At 66.8% G+C, this 15,715-nt stretch carries 16 protein-coding genes and 3 tRNA genes; 14 read left to right on the forward strand and 5 right to left on the reverse strand.

All coding sequences use genetic code 11. From position 1 onward, the window contains the following. The first annotated feature begins 20 nt into the window (after positions 1-20). From J8I34_RS09025 to J8I34_RS09050, 6 genes are all read left to right on the forward strand, one after another. Positions 21-842 (forward strand): alpha/beta fold hydrolase, encoded by an 822-nt coding sequence (locus J8I34_RS09025; protein WP_209768896.1) that lies wholly within the window; start codon positions 21-23, stop codon positions 840-842. A gap of 89 nt (positions 843-931) precedes the next feature. Beyond that, positions 932-2,797, forward strand: coding sequence for an amidohydrolase (locus tag J8I34_RS09030; protein WP_209805854.1), 1,866 nt, complete (start codon positions 932-934; stop codon positions 2,795-2,797). A 22-nt stretch (positions 2,798-2,819) separates the two neighbouring features. Then, entirely contained in the window at positions 2,820-3,260 is a 441-nt protein-coding gene (locus J8I34_RS09035) for a DoxX family protein (protein WP_209768892.1), read from the forward strand. Between the two features lie 5 nt (positions 3,261-3,265). Next, positions 3,266-4,897 carry an MFS transporter gene (locus J8I34_RS09040; protein ID WP_209805855.1) on the forward strand — a complete coding sequence of 544 codons (1,632 nt, stop codon included), beginning with the start codon at positions 3,266-3,268 and terminating at the stop codon, positions 4,895-4,897. Positions 4,898-4,928: 31 nt separating this feature from the next. After that, entirely contained in the window at positions 4,929-5,207 is a 279-nt protein-coding gene (locus J8I34_RS09045; RefSeq protein ID WP_029048270.1) for a XapX domain-containing protein, read from the forward strand. 45 nt (positions 5,208-5,252) lie between these two features. Further along, on the forward strand, positions 5,253-5,666 hold the full coding sequence (locus J8I34_RS09050; RefSeq protein ID WP_209768888.1) for a response regulator transcription factor: 414 nt from the start codon (positions 5,253-5,255) through the stop codon (positions 5,664-5,666). Here J8I34_RS09050 and J8I34_RS09055 read toward each other — a convergent pair. Together J8I34_RS09055 and J8I34_RS09060 are read right to left on the reverse strand one after the other, a co-directional pair. Further along, positions 5,648-6,757: an alkene reductase gene (locus J8I34_RS09055; RefSeq protein WP_209805856.1), complete on the reverse strand. Its 1,110-nt coding sequence runs from the start codon at positions 6,755-6,757 to the stop codon at positions 5,648-5,650. The two genes, J8I34_RS09050 and J8I34_RS09055, sit on opposite strands and share 19 nt — an antisense overlap. Positions 6,758-6,764: 7 nt before the next feature. Beyond that, positions 6,765-7,397: a TetR/AcrR family transcriptional regulator gene (locus J8I34_RS09060; protein WP_209805857.1), complete on the reverse strand. Its 633-nt coding sequence runs from the start codon at positions 7,395-7,397 to the stop codon at positions 6,765-6,767. A gap of 182 nt (positions 7,398-7,579) precedes the next feature. On the opposite strand from J8I34_RS09060, the gene tolA reads away from it, so the two are divergent. Beyond that, positions 7,580-8,335: a cell envelope integrity protein TolA gene (gene tolA, locus J8I34_RS09065; RefSeq protein WP_209805858.1), complete on the forward strand. Its 756-nt coding sequence runs from the start codon at positions 7,580-7,582 to the stop codon at positions 8,333-8,335. A gap of 52 nt (positions 8,336-8,387) precedes the next feature. Here the strand turns inward: tolA and J8I34_RS09070 are convergent. The 3 genes from J8I34_RS09070 to J8I34_RS09080 form a co-directional block, all read right to left on the reverse strand. Further along, positions 8,388-8,462, reverse strand: a tRNA-Thr gene (locus J8I34_RS09070). A gap of 29 nt (positions 8,463-8,491) precedes the next feature. Beyond that, a tRNA-Gly gene (locus J8I34_RS09075) sits at positions 8,492-8,567 on the reverse strand. Positions 8,568-8,573: 6 nt separating this feature from the next. After that, positions 8,574-8,649, reverse strand: a tRNA-Asn gene (locus tag J8I34_RS09080). Positions 8,650-8,944: 295 nt separating this feature from the next. On the opposite strand from J8I34_RS09080, the gene J8I34_RS09085 reads away from it, so the two are divergent. The 7 genes from J8I34_RS09085 (at position 8,945) to J8I34_RS09115 (ending at position 15,712) form a co-directional block, all read left to right on the forward strand. Further along, positions 8,945-11,104, forward strand: coding sequence for an acetate--CoA ligase family protein (locus J8I34_RS09085; RefSeq protein ID WP_209768883.1), 2,160 nt, complete (start codon positions 8,945-8,947; stop codon positions 11,102-11,104). Next, on the forward strand, positions 11,101-11,700 hold the full coding sequence (locus tag J8I34_RS09090) for a tripartite tricarboxylate transporter substrate binding protein (protein WP_245175851.1): 600 nt from the start codon (positions 11,101-11,103) through the stop codon (positions 11,698-11,700). The genes J8I34_RS09085 and J8I34_RS09090 overlap by 4 nt, the downstream gene beginning before the upstream one ends. Before the next feature lie 147 nt (positions 11,701-11,847). Next, on the forward strand, positions 11,848-13,056 hold the full coding sequence (locus J8I34_RS09095) for a tyrosine-type recombinase/integrase (protein WP_209805859.1): 1,209 nt from the start codon (positions 11,848-11,850) through the stop codon (positions 13,054-13,056). Between the two features lie 330 nt (positions 13,057-13,386). Beyond that, positions 13,387-13,815: a helix-turn-helix transcriptional regulator gene (locus tag J8I34_RS09100; protein ID WP_209805860.1), complete on the forward strand. Its 429-nt coding sequence runs from the start codon at positions 13,387-13,389 to the stop codon at positions 13,813-13,815. A gap of 135 nt (positions 13,816-13,950) precedes the next feature. Then, positions 13,951-14,271 (forward strand): hypothetical protein, encoded by a 321-nt coding sequence (locus tag J8I34_RS09105; protein WP_209805861.1) that lies wholly within the window; start codon positions 13,951-13,953, stop codon positions 14,269-14,271. Beyond that, complete coding sequence (locus J8I34_RS09110) at positions 14,271-15,401, forward strand: AAA family ATPase (RefSeq protein ID WP_209805862.1); 1,131 nt, start codon at positions 14,271-14,273, stop codon at positions 15,399-15,401. Before J8I34_RS09105 ends, J8I34_RS09110 begins: the two co-directional genes overlap by 1 nt. Then, positions 15,398-15,712: a hypothetical protein gene (locus J8I34_RS09115; RefSeq protein WP_209805863.1), complete on the forward strand. Its 315-nt coding sequence runs from the start codon at positions 15,398-15,400 to the stop codon at positions 15,710-15,712. Before J8I34_RS09110 ends, J8I34_RS09115 begins: the two co-directional genes overlap by 4 nt. Positions 15,713-15,715 lie beyond the last annotated feature (3 nt).

Consider the following 15,715-nt stretch of genomic DNA (forward strand, 5'->3'; position numbering starts at 1 on the left):
CTTCCTGGAGGGCCTGATCGATGAAAACCATCACCACCCAAGACGGTACCCGCATCTTCTACAAGGACTGGGGCGCGGGCCAGCCGGTCGTGTTCTCGCATGGCTGGCCGCTGCATGCCGATGCATGGGACACGCAGATGCTGTTTCTCGCGCGCCAGGGCTTCCGCGTGATTGCCCATGACCGCCGCGGCCACGGCCGCTCGGACCAGCCCGCGCAGGGCAACGACATGGACACCTATGCGGACGACCTCGCCGCGCTGATCGAAGCGCTGGACCTGCGCGACGCGGTGCTGGTCGGGCACTCCACCGGCGGTGGCGAGGTGGCGCACTACATCGGCCGTCACGGCACCAAACGCGTGGCCAAGGCGGTGCTGATCGGCGCGGTGCCGCCGCTGATGCTGAAGACCGACGCCAACCCCGGTGGGCTCCCGCTGGACGTGTTCGACGGCATCCGCAAGGGCGTGGCCGAGAACCGCTCGCAGTTCTACCAGGACCTGGCGGTGCCGTTCTTCGGCTTCAACCGTCCGGGCGCCAAGGTCTCGCAGGGCACGATCGATGCCTTCTGGGCGCAAGGCATGGCCGGCGGCATCGTCGGGCAATACGCCTGCATCCGCGAGTTCTCCGAGGTCGACTACACCGAGGACCTGAAGAAGATCGACGTGCCCACGCTGATCCTGCACGGCGACGACGACCAGATCGTGCCGATCGACGCCTCGGCCCGGCGCGCCGCCGAGCTGGTCAAGGGCGCGACGCTCAAGGTCTACCCCGGCGCCTCGCACGGCATGTGCGTGGTCAACGCCGACCAGGTCAATGCCGACCTGCTCGCCTTCCTGAAGGGCTGAGTTCGATGTCGCGAGGCCGTTTTACCCGCCGGCAGTTCATTGGCACCGCGGCCGCGCTCGGCGCGGCCGTTTCCCCGGAGATCTTCGGCATGCAGCCCAGCACCGCACCCAGCCTCATCCTCGTCAACGGCAAGTTCACCACGCTCGACAAATCCAACCCGCAGGCAGACGCCGTGGCTATCCGCGACGGGCGCTTTGTGGCCGTCGGCACGCGCCAGGACGTCATGAAGCTGGCCAGCGCGCAGACGCAGATCGTGGACCTGAACGGCCGGCGGGCCATCCCCGGGCTGATCGACAGCCACATGCACATCATCCGCGGCGGCCTGAACTACAACATGGAGCTGCGCTGGGACGGCGTGCGCTCGCTGGCCGATGCCATGCGCATGCTCAAGGACCAGGTCGCGCGCACGCCGGCGCCGCAATGGGTGCGCGTGGTCGGCGGCTTCACCGAGCACCAGTTCGCCGAGAAGCGGCTGCCGACCATCGACGAACTGAACGCGGTGGCGCCCGATACCCCCGTATTCATCCTGCACCTGTACGACCGCGCCATCCTCAACGGCGCGGCGCTGCGCGCGGTCGGCTATACCAGGGACACGCCCAACCCGCCCGGCGGCGAGATCGTGCGCGATGCGCGCGGCAATCCCACGGGCCTGCTGCTCGCCAAGCCCAACGCCACCATCCTGTACGCGACGCTGGCCAAGGGCCCCAAGCTGCCGCCCGAATACCAGAAGAACTCGACGCGCCATTTCATGCGCGAGGTCAACCGGCTGGGCGTGACCGGCGTGATCGATGCCGGCGGCGGGTACCAGAACTACCCGGAGGACTACAGCATCATCGAAGAGCTGCACAAGGACGGGCAGCTGACGGTGCGGCTGGCGTACAACCTGTTCACGCAAAAGCCCAAGGAAGAACTGAACGACTTCAAGACCTGGACCGCCAAGGTCAAGCCGGGCCAGGGCGACGACCTCTACCGCCACAATGGCGCCGGCGAAATGCTGGTCTACACCGCGGCCGACTTCGAGGACTTCCGCGTCGAGCGCCCCGACATGGTGCCGTCGATGGAGGCCGACCTGGAGCCGGTGATCCGCCTGCTCGCGGAAAAGCGCTGGCCGTGGCGGCTGCATGCCACCTACGACCAGACCATCTCCCGTGCGCTCGATGTCTATGAAAAGGTCGCGAAGGACATCCCGTTCAACGGCCTGAACTGGTTCTTCGACCACGCCGAGACCATTTCCGAGCGCAATATCGACCGCATCGCCGCGCTTGGCGGCGGCATCGCCGTGCAGCACCGCATGGCCTACCAGGGCGAATACTTCGTCGAGCGCTATGGCGCGCGCGCCGCCGAAGCCACGCCGCCGGTAAAGAAGATGCTGGAAAAAGGCGTCAAGGTCGGCGCCGGCACCGATGCCACGCGCGTGGCCTCGTACAACCCGTGGGTGTCGCTGTACTGGCTCACCACCGGCAAGACCGTGGGCGGCATGGCGATGTACCCGCAGGCCAACCTGCTCGACCGCGAAACCGCGCTGCGGCTGTGGACCGAGGCCAACACGTGGTTCTCCTCGGAAGTCGGCAAGAAGGGCCAGATCAAGGCGGGCCAGCTCGCCGACCTGGCGGTGCTGTCGGCCGATTACTTCAGCGTGCCCGGCGACGAGATCCAGGACATCACCTCGGTGCTGACCATCCTGGGCGGCAAGGTAGTCTACGGCGACGCCGACTTCAGCAAGCTGTCGCCGGCGCTGCCTCCCCCGATGCCGGACTGGTCGCCGGTGCGCCACGTCGGCGGCTACCAGCCGCGGCCGGAAGCGCGCAAGCTGGCGCTGAACACGGCGTGCGGGTGCGCGAGTTCGTGCGGCGTCCATGGCCATGCGCATGCCAGGGCCTGGACCGCTGGCGTGCCGGCATCCGACGAGAGCACGTTCTGGGGCGCGCTGGGCTGCTCATGCTGGGCCTTCTGACCGTGGCCAACGGAGACCGGCCATGCCTGAACCGATGACTTCCGTTCCCCAGGCGCCCACCGGCGCCACCGGGCTGCCGCGCTGGATGCATTGGCTGGCCCTGCTGCTGCTGTGCGCGGCCTACCTGCAGGGCGGCCTGTTCAAGCTGGCCGACTTTCCCGGCGCGGTGGCCGAGATGCGGCACTTCGGCCTGAATCCGCCGGTGCCGATGGCAGTCGCTACGATCGTCCTCGAGCTGGGCGCCTGCGCCATGATCCTGCTGGGCTGGCGGCGCTGGCTGGGCGCACTGGCGCTGGCGGCATTCACGGTCGGCGCGACTTTCATCGCCAACCGCTTCTGGGAAGTCCCGCCAGAAGCCCGCTTCATGATGACCAACGCGTTCTTCGAGCACCTGGGCCTGGCCGGCGGCTTCCTGCTGGTGGCCTGGCACGACCTGCGCGAGCGCGCATTCAGGCAGGGCTGACCAAGATGGCAGAGCAAGTGACGGACTCCCCTTCCCGCCCCGCCGACGGCGGCGCTTTCGCGCCGCTGGCGCAGGCCACGTTTGCCGTGCTGTGGGCGGCCACCATTCTCGGCAACGTCGGCAGCTTCATGCGCGACGTGGCCAGCGCCTGGCTGGCCACCGACCTGTCGTCGTCGCCGGCCGCGGTCGCAACGATCCAGGCCGCGGCGACCTTGCCGGTATTCCTGCTGGCGATCCCGGCCGGCGTGCTGTCCGACATCCTCGACCGGCGCCGCTTCCTGGTCGCGATCCAGGTCGGGCTGGCGCTGGTCAGCGGCACGCTGATGATGCTGGCCTGGCGCAACGCGCTGACGATCGAGATCCTGATCGGCATGGCTTTCCTGGGCGGTGTCGGTGCGGCCTTGATGGGGCCGACGTGGCAGTCGATCGTGCCCGAGCTGGTGCCGCAGCAAGAACTCAAGCACGCGGTTGCGCTCAACTCGCTGGGTGTCAACATCGCCCGCGCCATCGGCCCGGCTGCCGGCGGCCTGCTGCTGGCGGCGTTCGGCGCGGCCGTCACGTATGGCATGGACCTGCTCAGCTATGTCTTCGTGATCGCCGCGCTGCTGTGGTGGAAACGCCCGGCGCGCACCGCCGACCCGCTGCGCGAGCATTTCCTGGGGGCGTTCCGCGCCGGGCTGCGCTTTACCCGCGCCCACAGCAAGCTGCATGTCGTGCTCGCGCGGGCCGCGGTGTACTTTGCCTTCGGCAGCAGCATCTGGGCACTGTTGCCGCTGGTGGCCAGGCAACTGCTGAAGGGGGGCGCCAGCCTCTATGGCGTGATGCTGGGCGCGGTCGGGGTGGGCGCGATCCTCGGCGCACTGGTCATGCCGCGGCTGCAACGGCGGCTGGACGCCGACGGGCTGATGCTGCTGTCTGCCATCACCACTGCGGTGGTGATGGCCGGGCTATGCATGGCGCCGCCGGTCTGGATCGCACTGTTGCTGCTGCTGTTCCTGGGGGCGGCATGGATCATCGCGCTGACGACGCTGGGCGGCGTGGCGCAGGCGATCTTGCCCAACTGGGTGCGCGGCCGCGCGCTGGCGGTCTACCAGATGGTCTTCAACGGCGCGATGGCCGCTGGCAGCCTGGTGTGGGGCTTTGTCGCGCAGGCGCTGGGCACGCCCGGCGGGCTGCTGGTGGCCGCGGCCGGCATGCTGGCGGCAGCGCTGCTGCTGCACCGGCTGCGCCTGCCCCGCGGCGAAGAGGACCTGGGGCCGGCACGGCACTGGCCCGAACCCGAAGGCGCCGCCGATATCGCGCATGATCGCGGCCCGGTCATGATCCTGATCGAGTACTGCGTCCGCGCGCCAGACCGCGACGCCTTCCTGCGCGCGGTCCACCAGCTTTCCGAGGAACGGCTGCGCGACGGCGCCTTCAACTGGGGCGTGATGGAAGACCCGGCCGATCCAGAATTGCTGACAGAGTGGTTCCTGGTCGAATCGTGGGCCGAGCATTTGCGCCAGCACGAGCGCGTGCCCCATGCCGACGCAGATCTGCAGCGCGAGGTCGCCCGCTTCCATGTCGGCGACAAGCCGCCGCGCGTGCGGCACCTGCTCGGCGTCGGATTGCCTCCGGCCCCTGCGGCTCGCCACTGATCCTCGTGCATCTTCTATTGGAGTCTTTCCGATGAAGCTTTACCTTGTCTCCCTTGGCGCCGGCATCCTCGTCGGCATCATCTACGCGCTGATGCAGGTCCGTTCGCCGGCGCCGCCCGTGGTGGCGTTGATCGGCCTGCTAGGCATGCTGATCGGCGAACAGGTGGTGCCGCCGGTCAAGCGCCTGCTCGCCGGGGAGCCCGTCACCATTGCGTGGTTCCACTCGGAATGCGTGCCCAAGATCACCGGCGCCCCCGGCCCCACGCTGAACGCCGCCAGCAAGACGCCCGCGGACGACGCAACGCACTGACCGGCACCGGTCACGCGCCTGGCTCAAGGGCCTCAGGGAATCCGTGTGAATGCCACGCCGGTCATTGCCATCGTCGACGACGACGCTGCCGTGCGGCATGCCATGGGCGGGCTGGTGCGCGCCTTCGGCATGGCGGTGGAGTTGTACGCGGGTGGGCCGGCACTGCTGCAGTCGCCGTCGATCGACGGCATCGACTGCGTGATCACGGATGTGCAGATGCCCGGCATGAACGGCTTCGCGCTGTGTGAAGCGCTGCGCGCGCGCGGCTTGCGCATGCCGGTTATTTTCATGACGGCGTTCGACCTGCGGGACTTCGCGCAGCGCGCGCGGGACGCGGGCGCTGCCTGCTTCCTCGGCAAGCCGTTCGGCGATACCGATCTGCTCCGGTGCATCGAGCGTGCGCTGGCGATGCCCCGGAGGCCTTCACGGCCCGGCCGGGGTCAGGCCAGCGCCGGATAGTCGACGTAGCCGTGCGGGCCGCTTCCGCCATAGAGCGAAGCATCCTCGAACGGCTGGTTGAGCGGCTGGTTCTCGCGGAAGCGGCGCGGCAGGTCGGGGTTGGTGATCATCTTGCGGCCGAACGACACCATGTCGGCGCGGCCGCCGCGGATGGCTTCCTCGGCCATCTCCTTCGAGTAGCCGTTGTTGACCATCCAGACGCCGCTGTACAGCCGGTGCAGCGCTTCATAGTCGAACGGCACATTGTCGCGCGGTCCGCCGGTGTGGCCTTCCACCACATGGATGTACACCGGGTGCAGCTTTTCCAGTTCGCGCACGACATGCTCGAACAGCGGCTTCGGGTTGCTTTCCACCGCGTCGTTGACCGGCGACACCGGCGCCAGGCGCACGCCGACACGGTCGGCGCCGATCTCCGCGATCACCGCGGCCATGACTTCGAGCAGGAAGCGCGCGCGGTTCTCGACGCTGCCGCCGTAGGCGTCGGTGCGCTTGTTGGTGCCGTCGCGCAGGAAGGCATCGAGCAGGTAGCCGTGGGCACCATGCACTTCAACACCGTCGAAGCCGGCGCGGATGGCGTTCGCCGCGGCGGTACGGAAGTCATCGACGATGCCGGCAATCTCGTCCACCTCCAGCGCACGCGGCAGCGAGCATTCGACGTATCCCTGGCCGTTGATGAAAGTCTTGGCATTGGCCGCGATGGCCGACGGCGCCACCGGCGCCTGGTTGTCCGGCTGGAAATGCGTGTGCGACATGCGCCCGGTGTGCCAGATCTGCAGGAAGATCCTGCCGCCCTTCGCGTGCACCGCGTCGGTCACCTCCTTCCACGCGGCGATCTGTTCGGGCGTATAGATGCCCGGCGTATTGGTGTAGCCCTGGGCCGTGGTCGAGACCTGAGTGGCCTCGGCGATGATCAGGCCCACGCTGGCGCGCTGGCTGTAGTACTCGACCACCATGTCGGTCGGCACCAGGTCATCGTCGGCGCGGCTGCGCGTGAGCGGCGCCATGGCCATGCGGTTGGCGAGCTCAAGCTTGCCCAGCCTGACCGGCTGGAACAGCGCATTGGCGAGAAAGGCTTCGTTCTGTGCACCCATGAATGGCTTACTCCGAGGTTGGTGATTGGCCCTCCGCCGCGGCGGAGGGCTGGAACAGGTGGTTGAACATCAGGTCGACGCTGCGGCGCAGCGGCTCGGCCGAGCGTTCGAGTTTCATCCGCAGCAAGGCGCCTTCCCAGGTATCCCAGGCCAGGCCGGACAGTTCGGCGGCTGCGATATCGGTGCGGATGGCGTGGTCCGCCTGGGCTTCGGCGATCATCCCGGCCAGGCGCTCGCGCCAGGCCAGTTGCGCCGCCTGCAGTGCCGCACGGCAGGTCTCGCTGGACGAGGCGATTTCCGCGGCGAAATTGCCGACCAGGCAGCCGGCGCGCTCCGTCCCGGCTTCATGGTGGGCAATCATCTGGTCGAACACGTAGCGGATCGCCGCCATCGGCTGCGGCGGCGCCGCTTCCATCATGGCTTCCCACGACCGCTGCAGGTACGCCGCGTACTGCGCGATGATCGCCGCGGCGAACGCTTCCTTGCTGTCGAAATGGTTGTAGAACGACCCCTTCGGCACGCCGGCATGGTCGGTGATCTGCTGGATGCCGGTGGCGTTATAGCCGTGGCGCGAAAAGAGTTCGCGCCCTGCCTTCGTCAGGCGGTTCGGGATATCGGTCTTGTCTGCGGTGCGGGCCATGGGTTCAATAATATGACCAGTCGTCTTAAAAAGTCAAACGCCAATAAAGTGGTGAATCAGCCACTGGTAACGCAGTTTTTCTGGTGAAGTGCCGTTCCCTCTACCTTGGTTCGGCAGGCCGCACTTCATAGAATGAAGTTGCCTCCTGGACAAGCGGCCCGTATTCCGCCGCAGCCACCGCCATGCACGCTGTCGCCTATCCCTACCAGCCGGTGCCGGAACGGGGCACCATGCGCTGCTTCCTGCTGGCCTTGCTGATGCACCTGTTGCTGGGTGCCTTGCTCTACTACGGCGTGCGCTGGCGCAACGCAGTGCCAGAAGGCGTGACAGCCGAACTGTGGGAGCCCGTACCCGAGGTGGTCACGCCACCCCCAGCGGTCACGCCCACGCCGACACTCAGGCCTGTCGAAGAGGAAGACGCCGATATTTCCCTTCAGGAAAAGCAGCGCAAGGCCGAGCGCGCCGCCCGCGACGAAGCCCAGCAGGCACGGCAGCGTGAAAACCAGGCCCGCGCCGAGGCGGCGCGCAAGGAGGCACAACGCAAGGCAGAGGCAGAGCAACGCCAGGCTAACAACACGCGGCGCCAGGGCGAACTGGCCCGCCTGCAGGCACAGGCGGGCCGTGCCAACGCGGGAACCGGCTCAGGCACCTCCGCGCGGCCTTCGTCTGGCTATGCCGAGCGGGTCCGGCAGCGGGTCAAGCCGAACATCATCTTCAGCGATGACGTCGCCGGCAACCCGGCGGCGGTGGTGGCGGTGCATATGGCGCCGGACGGCTCGGTGCTGTCGACGCGGCTGGCCAAGTCGAGCGGCAACGCCGGGTGGGACAATGCCGTGCTGCGCGCGGTCGCGCGCTCGGACCCGCTGCCGCGCGACGAGAACGGCGTCGCGCCCTCCAGCATCAACATCACGTTCTGGCCCAAGGACCTGGGCGGCTAGCCGCGGCGCCGTGCAAGACGAAACACAAAGAAGGGAAACAAGCAGGAAGGGGTGGTGCCCATGGGCAGGATCGAACTGCCGACCTCTCCCTTACCAAGGGAGTGCTCTACCACTGAGCCACATGGGCGCACACGCTCCGGCGAAGACCGGAAGATTTGGAGCGGGAGACGAGTCTCGAACTCGCGACCTCAACCTTGGCAAGGTTGCGCTCTACCAACTGAGCTACTCCCGCGTACTTTGGCTCCCCGACCTGGGCTCGAACCAGGGACCTGCGGATTAACAGTCCGTCGCTCTACCGACTGAGCTATCGGGGAATTCATCGCGTTTTCAGCGAAGCGCGGATTCTACAACAACGTTGGCGGGTTTTGAAAGGGGTCAACGACAAAAATCCGCAGAACGTGCCGCCGTCATTGCCGCCTGGTGGCGGCGCTGCTCTCGAGACAATCTCGAGGCTACCCACATCGTCCAACAGGCCGTTGCCGTATCACCGTTGCCGGTCGATCCGGAATCTGTGCACATTGTGCACACTGAACGCCCGCTCGCTTGTCCCCGCCCACCCGATACGCTTGAATCGGGTCACCTTCCGGCAGAGGAAGGATGGAGACAACGATGCCTATTCCCAACACGGCGCGGCCACCGGAACGCGCCGATCGCACCGCACTGGCGCAACTGCTTGAGCCCGCCTCGATCGCCATCATCGGCGCCTCGCGCGATACCAGCCGCATCGGCGGCGTGGCGCTGGACCACCTGCAGCGCCTTGGCTACCAGGGGCAGGTTTACCCGGTCAATCCGCGTTATGCCGAGATCGCCGGGCTGGCCTGCTATCCCGATGTGGAATCCCTGCCGGCGGTGCCGGACGTGGCGGTGCTGGCGCTCGGCGCCGACGAAGTGCTGCCGCAGCTGCGGCGCTGCCATGCCCGCGGCATCCGGGCCGCCATCCTCTATGCGTCCGGCTTCGCCGAGGCCGGCGAAGCCGGCGTCGCGCGCCAGGCCGCGCTGACCGCCTTCGCGCGCGAGAGCGGCATGGCCATCGCCGGCCCCAACTGCATGGGGCTGGCCAACCTGACCACGCGCGCCATCACCGCCTTTGCCACCACCTTCCGCGCCTACCCGCCGCAGGACGGCCCCGGCGCAGTCAGCCTGCTGACGCAGAGCGGCAATGTCTGCGCCATCGTCTATGCCACCGGCAGGCAGATGGACGTGGGCTTCCACCAGTTCATCAATACCGGCAACGAAGCCTGTCTGGACTACGCCGACTACCTCGACTACCTGGCCGACGATGCCCGGACCGGTGCCGTGGTCGGCTACATCGAGGGCCTGCGCAGCGGCCCGCGCTTTATCGACGCCGCGGCGCGGTTGCGCGCGGCGGACAAGCCGCTGATCGTGCTGAAGGCCGGCGAAAGCGAGGCCGGCTCGGCTGCCACCCAGTCACACACCGCCGTGCTGGCCGGCAACCAGGCCATCTACCGCGCCGCGTTTGCCCAGGTCGGCGCGATGCAGGCCAGCGACCCGAGCCACCTGACCGACCTGGCCTACCTGTCGGGCTTCCGCCAACGCAGCGCGGGCCGCCGCGTGGTGGTGGCGTCGGTGTCGGGTGCGATGGGTGCGCTGTCCGCCGACCTGCTCAGCGCCGCCGGGCTGGACGTGCCGTGCCTGCCCGAGCCGGTGCAGCAGCGCCTTCAGAGCGCTGTGCCGGAGATCGGCTCGGTGGCCAACCCGGTCGACCTGACCGGCCAGCTATTCAACCGCAGCGGCCTTGCGTATGCCGTGCTCGACAACCTCGCGGCGGTCGACGGCGTGGACGTGATCTTCCTGTACGCCACCGCCTACCTGCTTGACCGCGTGGCGGATGAACTGATCGACGTGGCGGGCAAGACGAACCGGCTGATCGTCGTCGCGACCACCGGCGAGCCGGCCAGCCGCGCCAGGCTGGCCGCGGCCGGCGTGGCGGTGTTTCCGGACGTGGCGCGCGCGGCCAGGGCATTGGGCACGTATGTGGGCTGGCTCGGCACGCAGGCACGGACTGCGCACTGGATGGCCCAGCGCGCGCAGGCTGCCGACCGTCCGCAGACGGAAGAACTGCCCGCTACCGCGCTGGACGAGTATCAGGCCAAGCACTGGCTCGCGGGTTTCGGGGTGCCGATCGGCGTGGAAGCCGTCGCGGCCACTCCCGCCGATGCCGCACGCGCCGCCGCGAGCCTCGGCTTCCCGGTGGCGGTCAAGGTGCTCAGCCCCGACATCGCCCACAAGACCGAGGTCGGCGGCGTGCGGCTGGGCCTGCGCGATGCGCAGCAGGTGCAGGATGCCGCCGCAGAAGTGGTTGCCGCCGCGACGCAAGCCAAGCCGGATGCGCGCCAGCGCGGCGTGCTGGTTCAGCAGATGGCCAGCGGCGTCTGCGAGCTGATCGTCGGCGTCACGCGCGACCCGGTGTTCGGCCCGGCCATGACGGTCGGCCTGGGCGGGATCTTTACCGAAGTCTTCCACGACGTCGCGCACCGCTTGCTGCCGGTGGACCGCGCCATGGCCCGCGAGATGCTCGCCAGCCTGCGCGGCTACCGGCTGATGACCGGCTTCCGCGGCAAGCCTCCGGCCGATATCGACGCGGCCGCGGACGCCATTGCCGCGCTGTCCGACGCCGCGATGGCGCTCGGCGGCTCGCTCGCGGAAATGGAAGTGAATCCCCTGCTGGTGCGCGAAGCCGGCCGCGGTGCGGTCGCGCTGGACGCGCTGGTGCTGACACAGCCGAACCACGACGGAGACCGGCAATGAGAGACGACACCATCGACACCCGCCGGCGCGACACGCTGGCGCTGCTGGGCCTGGGCACCCTGGGCACCCTGGGTATGCTGACCCCGGGCGCCGCGCGGGCGGCCGATTTCCCCGCGCGGCCGGTCACGCTGATCGTGCCGTTCGCGGCCGGCGGCGCCACCGATACGCTGGTGCGCACGCTGGCCGACAGCGCCAGCAAGACGCTGGGCCAGCCCGTCGTCGTGGAGAACAAGCCCGGCGCCGCCGGCGTGCTGGGCGCCAACGTGGTCGCGCGCGCCAAACCCGACGGCTACACCCTCACCGTGATCCCGGAACCGGTGTTCCGCCTGCCCCACCTGCAAAAGACGCAATTCGACCCGCTGCGCGACTTCACCTACGTGATCCACCTGACCGGCTACACGCTGGGCGTCGCGGCGCGCGCCGACGCGCCGTGGAAATCGTGGCAGGAAATGATCGACGATGCGCGGCGCCGCCCCGGCAAGATCAGCTACGGCAGCACCGGCACCAACGGCACCATGCACGTGACCATGGAAGAGATCGGGCAGAAGCTCGGCATCCAGTTCAACCATGTGCCCTACAAGAGCATGGAATCATAAAAACGCCACGTTTCCGCCCCTTTCCGTCCCCTTCAAGTTCCGCCCGCTATCCCTTGCCAGTCCTGGGCTTGCGCCGTTTTCATCCGTTCCACCCCTTCCATGGCCTTTTGGTATGATGTTTCATCTGAAGTTCATACGGATGGAACCATGCAATACCGAATCGACACCCCGGCCGGCCGCCGCAAGTTGCCAGCGGATCGTGAACCCTATTACAGCCAGGTGGGCAGCGGCGCCTATGTTGGCGTGCGCGTCCTGGCCAATGGCACGCAGACGTGGATAGCGCGCGCGCGTGACGTGGTGGCCAAGAAATACGTGTATCTGGCCCTTGGCAGTCTGCTGGAAGCGGACGAAGCCGGCCGCTATGACGCGGCCGCAGAACTTGCGCGCAACCATGCCGTGCGCGTGGCGGGTGGTGTCGTGAAATTGGAAGCGGGCACCGTGGGCGATGCCATGGCGCGCCGCGTCGCGTTCATCAGGCAGGATCAACGCCCCAAGGCGGCGGACGAAGCGGAACGCATGTTCGCTTACAACGTGTTGAGCCATCCGATTGCCGCCCGTGCGCTTGACAGGCTGACGGTGGAGGAATTCCGCGCGTGGTTGCATGGGCTGGTGAATTCGCGCCTGCCGGACGACTATGACCCGGACGACTATGACGCGCCCGAAATCCTGCGTCGCACGCGTTCCACAGCGAACCGCATCATTGGGGTGGTGCGCGCCGCGCTGAATCAGGCGTACACGGACGGGCGCGTGGACAGTGACCGGGCATGGCGCAGTGAAGGCAAGTTCGAGAAGGTGGACGGCACGCGCAAAACGCTGCTGACTGCCGCGCAGGTGGGCACGCTGATAAAGGCGGCCGAACCGGACATGGCGGTGTTTCTCAAGGGGTTATGGCTGACTGGCTTCCGCATTGGCGAACTGGCGCGCCTGCGGGTGCGGGACTTCGTGCCGGAAACGGGCACCGTGGAAATCAAGCTGTCCAAGACGGGACCGCGCACCGTTCATTTGCCCGCCGATGCATTGGCGCTGTTCAAGGCGCAATGCAAGGGCAAGACGCCAGCGGCGCCCATCTTCGCGCGCACCGATGGTTCGGCATGGGAAAGCGCGAACTACTGGCGTCCGGCCTTCCGCGCGGCCGTGGATGCGTCCGGCCTAACCGAACGCGACGACGAACCCTTGGTGCCCTATCACGTGCGGCACGCGTCCATATCGCACCTGCTGGCCCAAGGCGTGAATATCACCGGCGTGTCCGAAATGGCGGGCACCAGCCTTGACATGCTGAATAGGACTTACGCCAAGAACGTGGCCGCCGTGACCAATGCGCAAATTGCCAAAGCCAGAAAGACACGCACTATTTGAGTTTCGGTATTCATTTAATCTAATTTGCGTATTCATAAATCCCCGGTTCGCCCGGGGATTTTTTTTGAACATTGGATGGAAACAGATGCGATTGCCGGGAAAGCAAACGTGACACCCCGGAAAGCAAACGTGACAGACAGCAGGCAGAAACAACCAATAGTCCGGGGTTCCTGGTGGCGCCATGCGCCTGCTGGATTGGACGGGCTTTTTCCTGGCGCGCGAAAGTCCTTGAATTCCTAAAAAGCCAACCTATTGTAGATGCCCGCCATCATAAGGATGGACCGAAAGGGGCCGCAGGAATTCAAACGCCAGGAAATTGGAGTCAGACAGATGGCCATCAAACAAGTGACCAACCGCAAGTTAAAGGGCGATGCGATTGCCGATGCCGTGGCATCCACCGTAAAACATCCGAAGGGCGGGGGATTGCCTGCCGTGGCATCGTCCATGAGCGAACCCACCAAGCGTTTGCCGCCTGGCCGTTCTGGAAAGCTGCTGACCACCCCCGGCGCCTCCACCTACACCGGATTGTCTGTCTCATGCCTGGAACGCTTGCAGCGCGAAGGCACGGGACCGCGCCGCGTTCAGGTAACACCGGAAACCTGGCGCTATCACGTGGATGACCTGGACGCCTGGATGGCGGAGCTGCCAACGTCCACCAGTGGTTCAGCGGCGCGCATCGCCGCCATCCAGCGCCGCCGCGCACAAGCCGCCAACAGCGCAGACAAGTCCCGCACCAGCACGCACGAACCCGCCGCGTAGCACGCCCCCGCATTGGCGCCGACTGCGCGCGCCAAGTAATCCAGGAACGAACGCAAAGCGCGACCCGCGCCAGGTATTAGCCCCTGGCAGCGGTGGGCACCGTTCGCCTTGAAGAACCGGACAGGGGCATGTGTCGTGACCATCCAAACTTTGTTGAACGCGCCGCGTCTGCGTGGCGTCATCCCAACTGCCTGCGGAGAATGGTGGGCAATCACGCCGATTGCCGATGACCTGACGCGGCGCCTTGAGTTGCTGATTCGTGCCTACAGCAACAACGCTGCGTCCATGCATTGCATGCGAAAAACGCCGCTGCCCGTCCTGCTGGCGCTGCTGGACCTGACCATAGACGACCTGCGCGGCACGGACGGCAAGTTGCCCGATCTGGACCCCGGTTGGTGGCGCCATCCGCGCCGCTATGACGCCCGCTATCCGGTGCGGCCCATGGGGGAACAGTGATGCAGGCCGAGCCAAGCCGGGATGATGACGAAGACATGGCATGCGAAGCGGCCATGGCGTCCATTCGCGCAAACGGTCATCACTTCAATGGGCACCGGAACGGACAGCCCTTTCAATCAAATCTTGAACTACGCGGCGCGGAGGGCATCACGATGGAATCCATTGAATGGCTTTGGAAGGACCATCTTGCGCACGGCAAGTTGTCCATCTTGGCCGGCGACGCTGGCACGGGTAAGACCACCTTGGCATTGAGCATCGCCGCATATCTGTCATGTGGGCGTCAGTGGCCTGACGGCGCGCCGATGACTGAGCCGGGAACCATCGTGATGTGGTCAGGCGAAGACGATATCGCCGATACATTGCTGCCACGCTATGTCGCAATGTACGGCGATAGATCGCGCATGTGCTTTGTGGGGGCGGCACGCGACGCAGACGGCCACCATCGCCCGTTCGATCCCGCGTCCGATTTGCCTCTGCTGGCCGAAGCCATTTCACAGATTCCCGGCCGGGTTAGCCTTTTGATTATCGACCCGGTAGTCAGTGCCGTGGCTGGCGACATGCACAAATCCAACGACGTGCGACGCGCCCTGCAACCACTGGTGGACCTTGCATCGTCCACCGGCGTGGCAGTCATTGGCGTGACCCACTTCACCAAGAACAGCCGGGGTTCCAGTCCCTTGCACCGCGTGAATGGTTCGCAGGCGTTTGGCGCCGTCGCACGCGTGGTACTGGTGGCGGGCAAAGAGGAAGACACGGGGCGCCGCATCCTGGCGCGCGCCAAGTCCAATATCGGCACGGACACCGGAGGGATGGCCTACAGCATCGAACAGACCGAAGCTGCGCCGGGTATCCCTGCCAGTTTCATCCGTTGGGGCGAACAGTTGGAAGGCAGCGCGCGCGAGTTGCTGGGCGTGATTGAAACAGACGACGATCCGGAAGAACGCGGCGCGCTGACAGAGGCAAAGACCTTTCTTGCGGACCTGCTGGCCGATGGTCCCATGGCGCAACGCGAAGTCATGAAGAACGCGCGGGGCGCCGGCCATTCGCAGCGCACCATCGAACGTGCAAAAGCCCACCTTGGCGTGCAGGCCAAGCGGCTGGACGGCGTTTGGAAATGGGGGTTGCCATGAACGCCGCCAAGACCGCCAACAAGGCCGCCAAGTCCGCCAACAAGGCCGCCAAGTCCGCCAAGCGGTTGGCGGGGTGCAAAGCCAATACCAGCATGGGTTTCCGGCAAGGCCGCCAAGGCCGCCATGTGTACGTGCGCGCGCGCACGCGCACGCGCGGGGGTTCTGGCGGTGTTGGCGGCCTTGGCTGCAAGCCAATACCAGCATGGGTTTCCACCCCGCCAACCCTTGGCGGCCTTGCTGGCGGCCTTGGCGGCCTTGGCGGACTACCTGGCGGGGTTGAATCCGCCGCCATGACCCGCCTGCCGGGGTGATGC

The sequence above is a fragment of the Cupriavidus phytohabitans genome (genome assembly GCF_017815025.1).
GTDB lineage: Bacteria > Pseudomonadota > Gammaproteobacteria > Burkholderiales > Burkholderiaceae > Cupriavidus.

What these genes read in the sequence shown, in the direction of transcription:
- J8I34_RS09025 (WP_209768896.1), top strand. Translation starts at nt 21, where the DNA reads ATGAAAACCATCACCACCCAAGACGGTACCCGCATCTTCTACAAGGAC.
- J8I34_RS09030 (WP_209805854.1), top strand. Translation starts at nt 932, where the DNA reads ATGCAGCCCAGCACCGCACCCAGCCTCATCCTCGTCAACGGCAAGTTC.
- J8I34_RS09035 (WP_209768892.1), top strand. Translation starts at nt 2,820, where the DNA reads ATGCCTGAACCGATGACTTCCGTTCCCCAGGCGCCCACCGGCGCCACC.
- J8I34_RS09040 (WP_209805855.1), top strand. Translation starts at nt 3,266, where the DNA reads ATGGCAGAGCAAGTGACGGACTCCCCTTCCCGCCCCGCCGACGGCGGC.
- J8I34_RS09045 (WP_029048270.1), top strand. Translation starts at nt 4,929, where the DNA reads ATGAAGCTTTACCTTGTCTCCCTTGGCGCCGGCATCCTCGTCGGCATC.
- J8I34_RS09055 (WP_209805856.1), bottom strand. Translation starts at nt 6,757, where the DNA reads ATGGGTGCACAGAACGAAGCCTTTCTCGCCAATGCGCTGTTCCAGCCG.
- J8I34_RS09060 (WP_209805857.1), bottom strand. Translation starts at nt 7,397, where the DNA reads ATGGCCCGCACCGCAGACAAGACCGATATCCCGAACCGCCTGACGAAG.
- tolA (WP_209805858.1), top strand. Translation starts at nt 7,580, where the DNA reads ATGCACGCTGTCGCCTATCCCTACCAGCCGGTGCCGGAACGGGGCACC.
- J8I34_RS09085 (WP_209768883.1), top strand. Translation starts at nt 8,945, where the DNA reads ATGCCTATTCCCAACACGGCGCGGCCACCGGAACGCGCCGATCGCACC.
- J8I34_RS09090 (WP_245175851.1), top strand. Translation starts at nt 11,101, where the DNA reads ATGAGAGACGACACCATCGACACCCGCCGGCGCGACACGCTGGCGCTG.
- J8I34_RS09095 (WP_209805859.1), top strand. Translation starts at nt 11,848, where the DNA reads ATGCAATACCGAATCGACACCCCGGCCGGCCGCCGCAAGTTGCCAGCG.
- J8I34_RS09100 (WP_209805860.1), top strand. Translation starts at nt 13,387, where the DNA reads ATGGCCATCAAACAAGTGACCAACCGCAAGTTAAAGGGCGATGCGATT.
- J8I34_RS09110 (WP_209805862.1), top strand. Translation starts at nt 14,271, where the DNA reads ATGCAGGCCGAGCCAAGCCGGGATGATGACGAAGACATGGCATGCGAA.
- J8I34_RS09115 (WP_209805863.1), top strand. Translation starts at nt 15,398, where the DNA reads ATGAACGCCGCCAAGACCGCCAACAAGGCCGCCAAGTCCGCCAACAAG.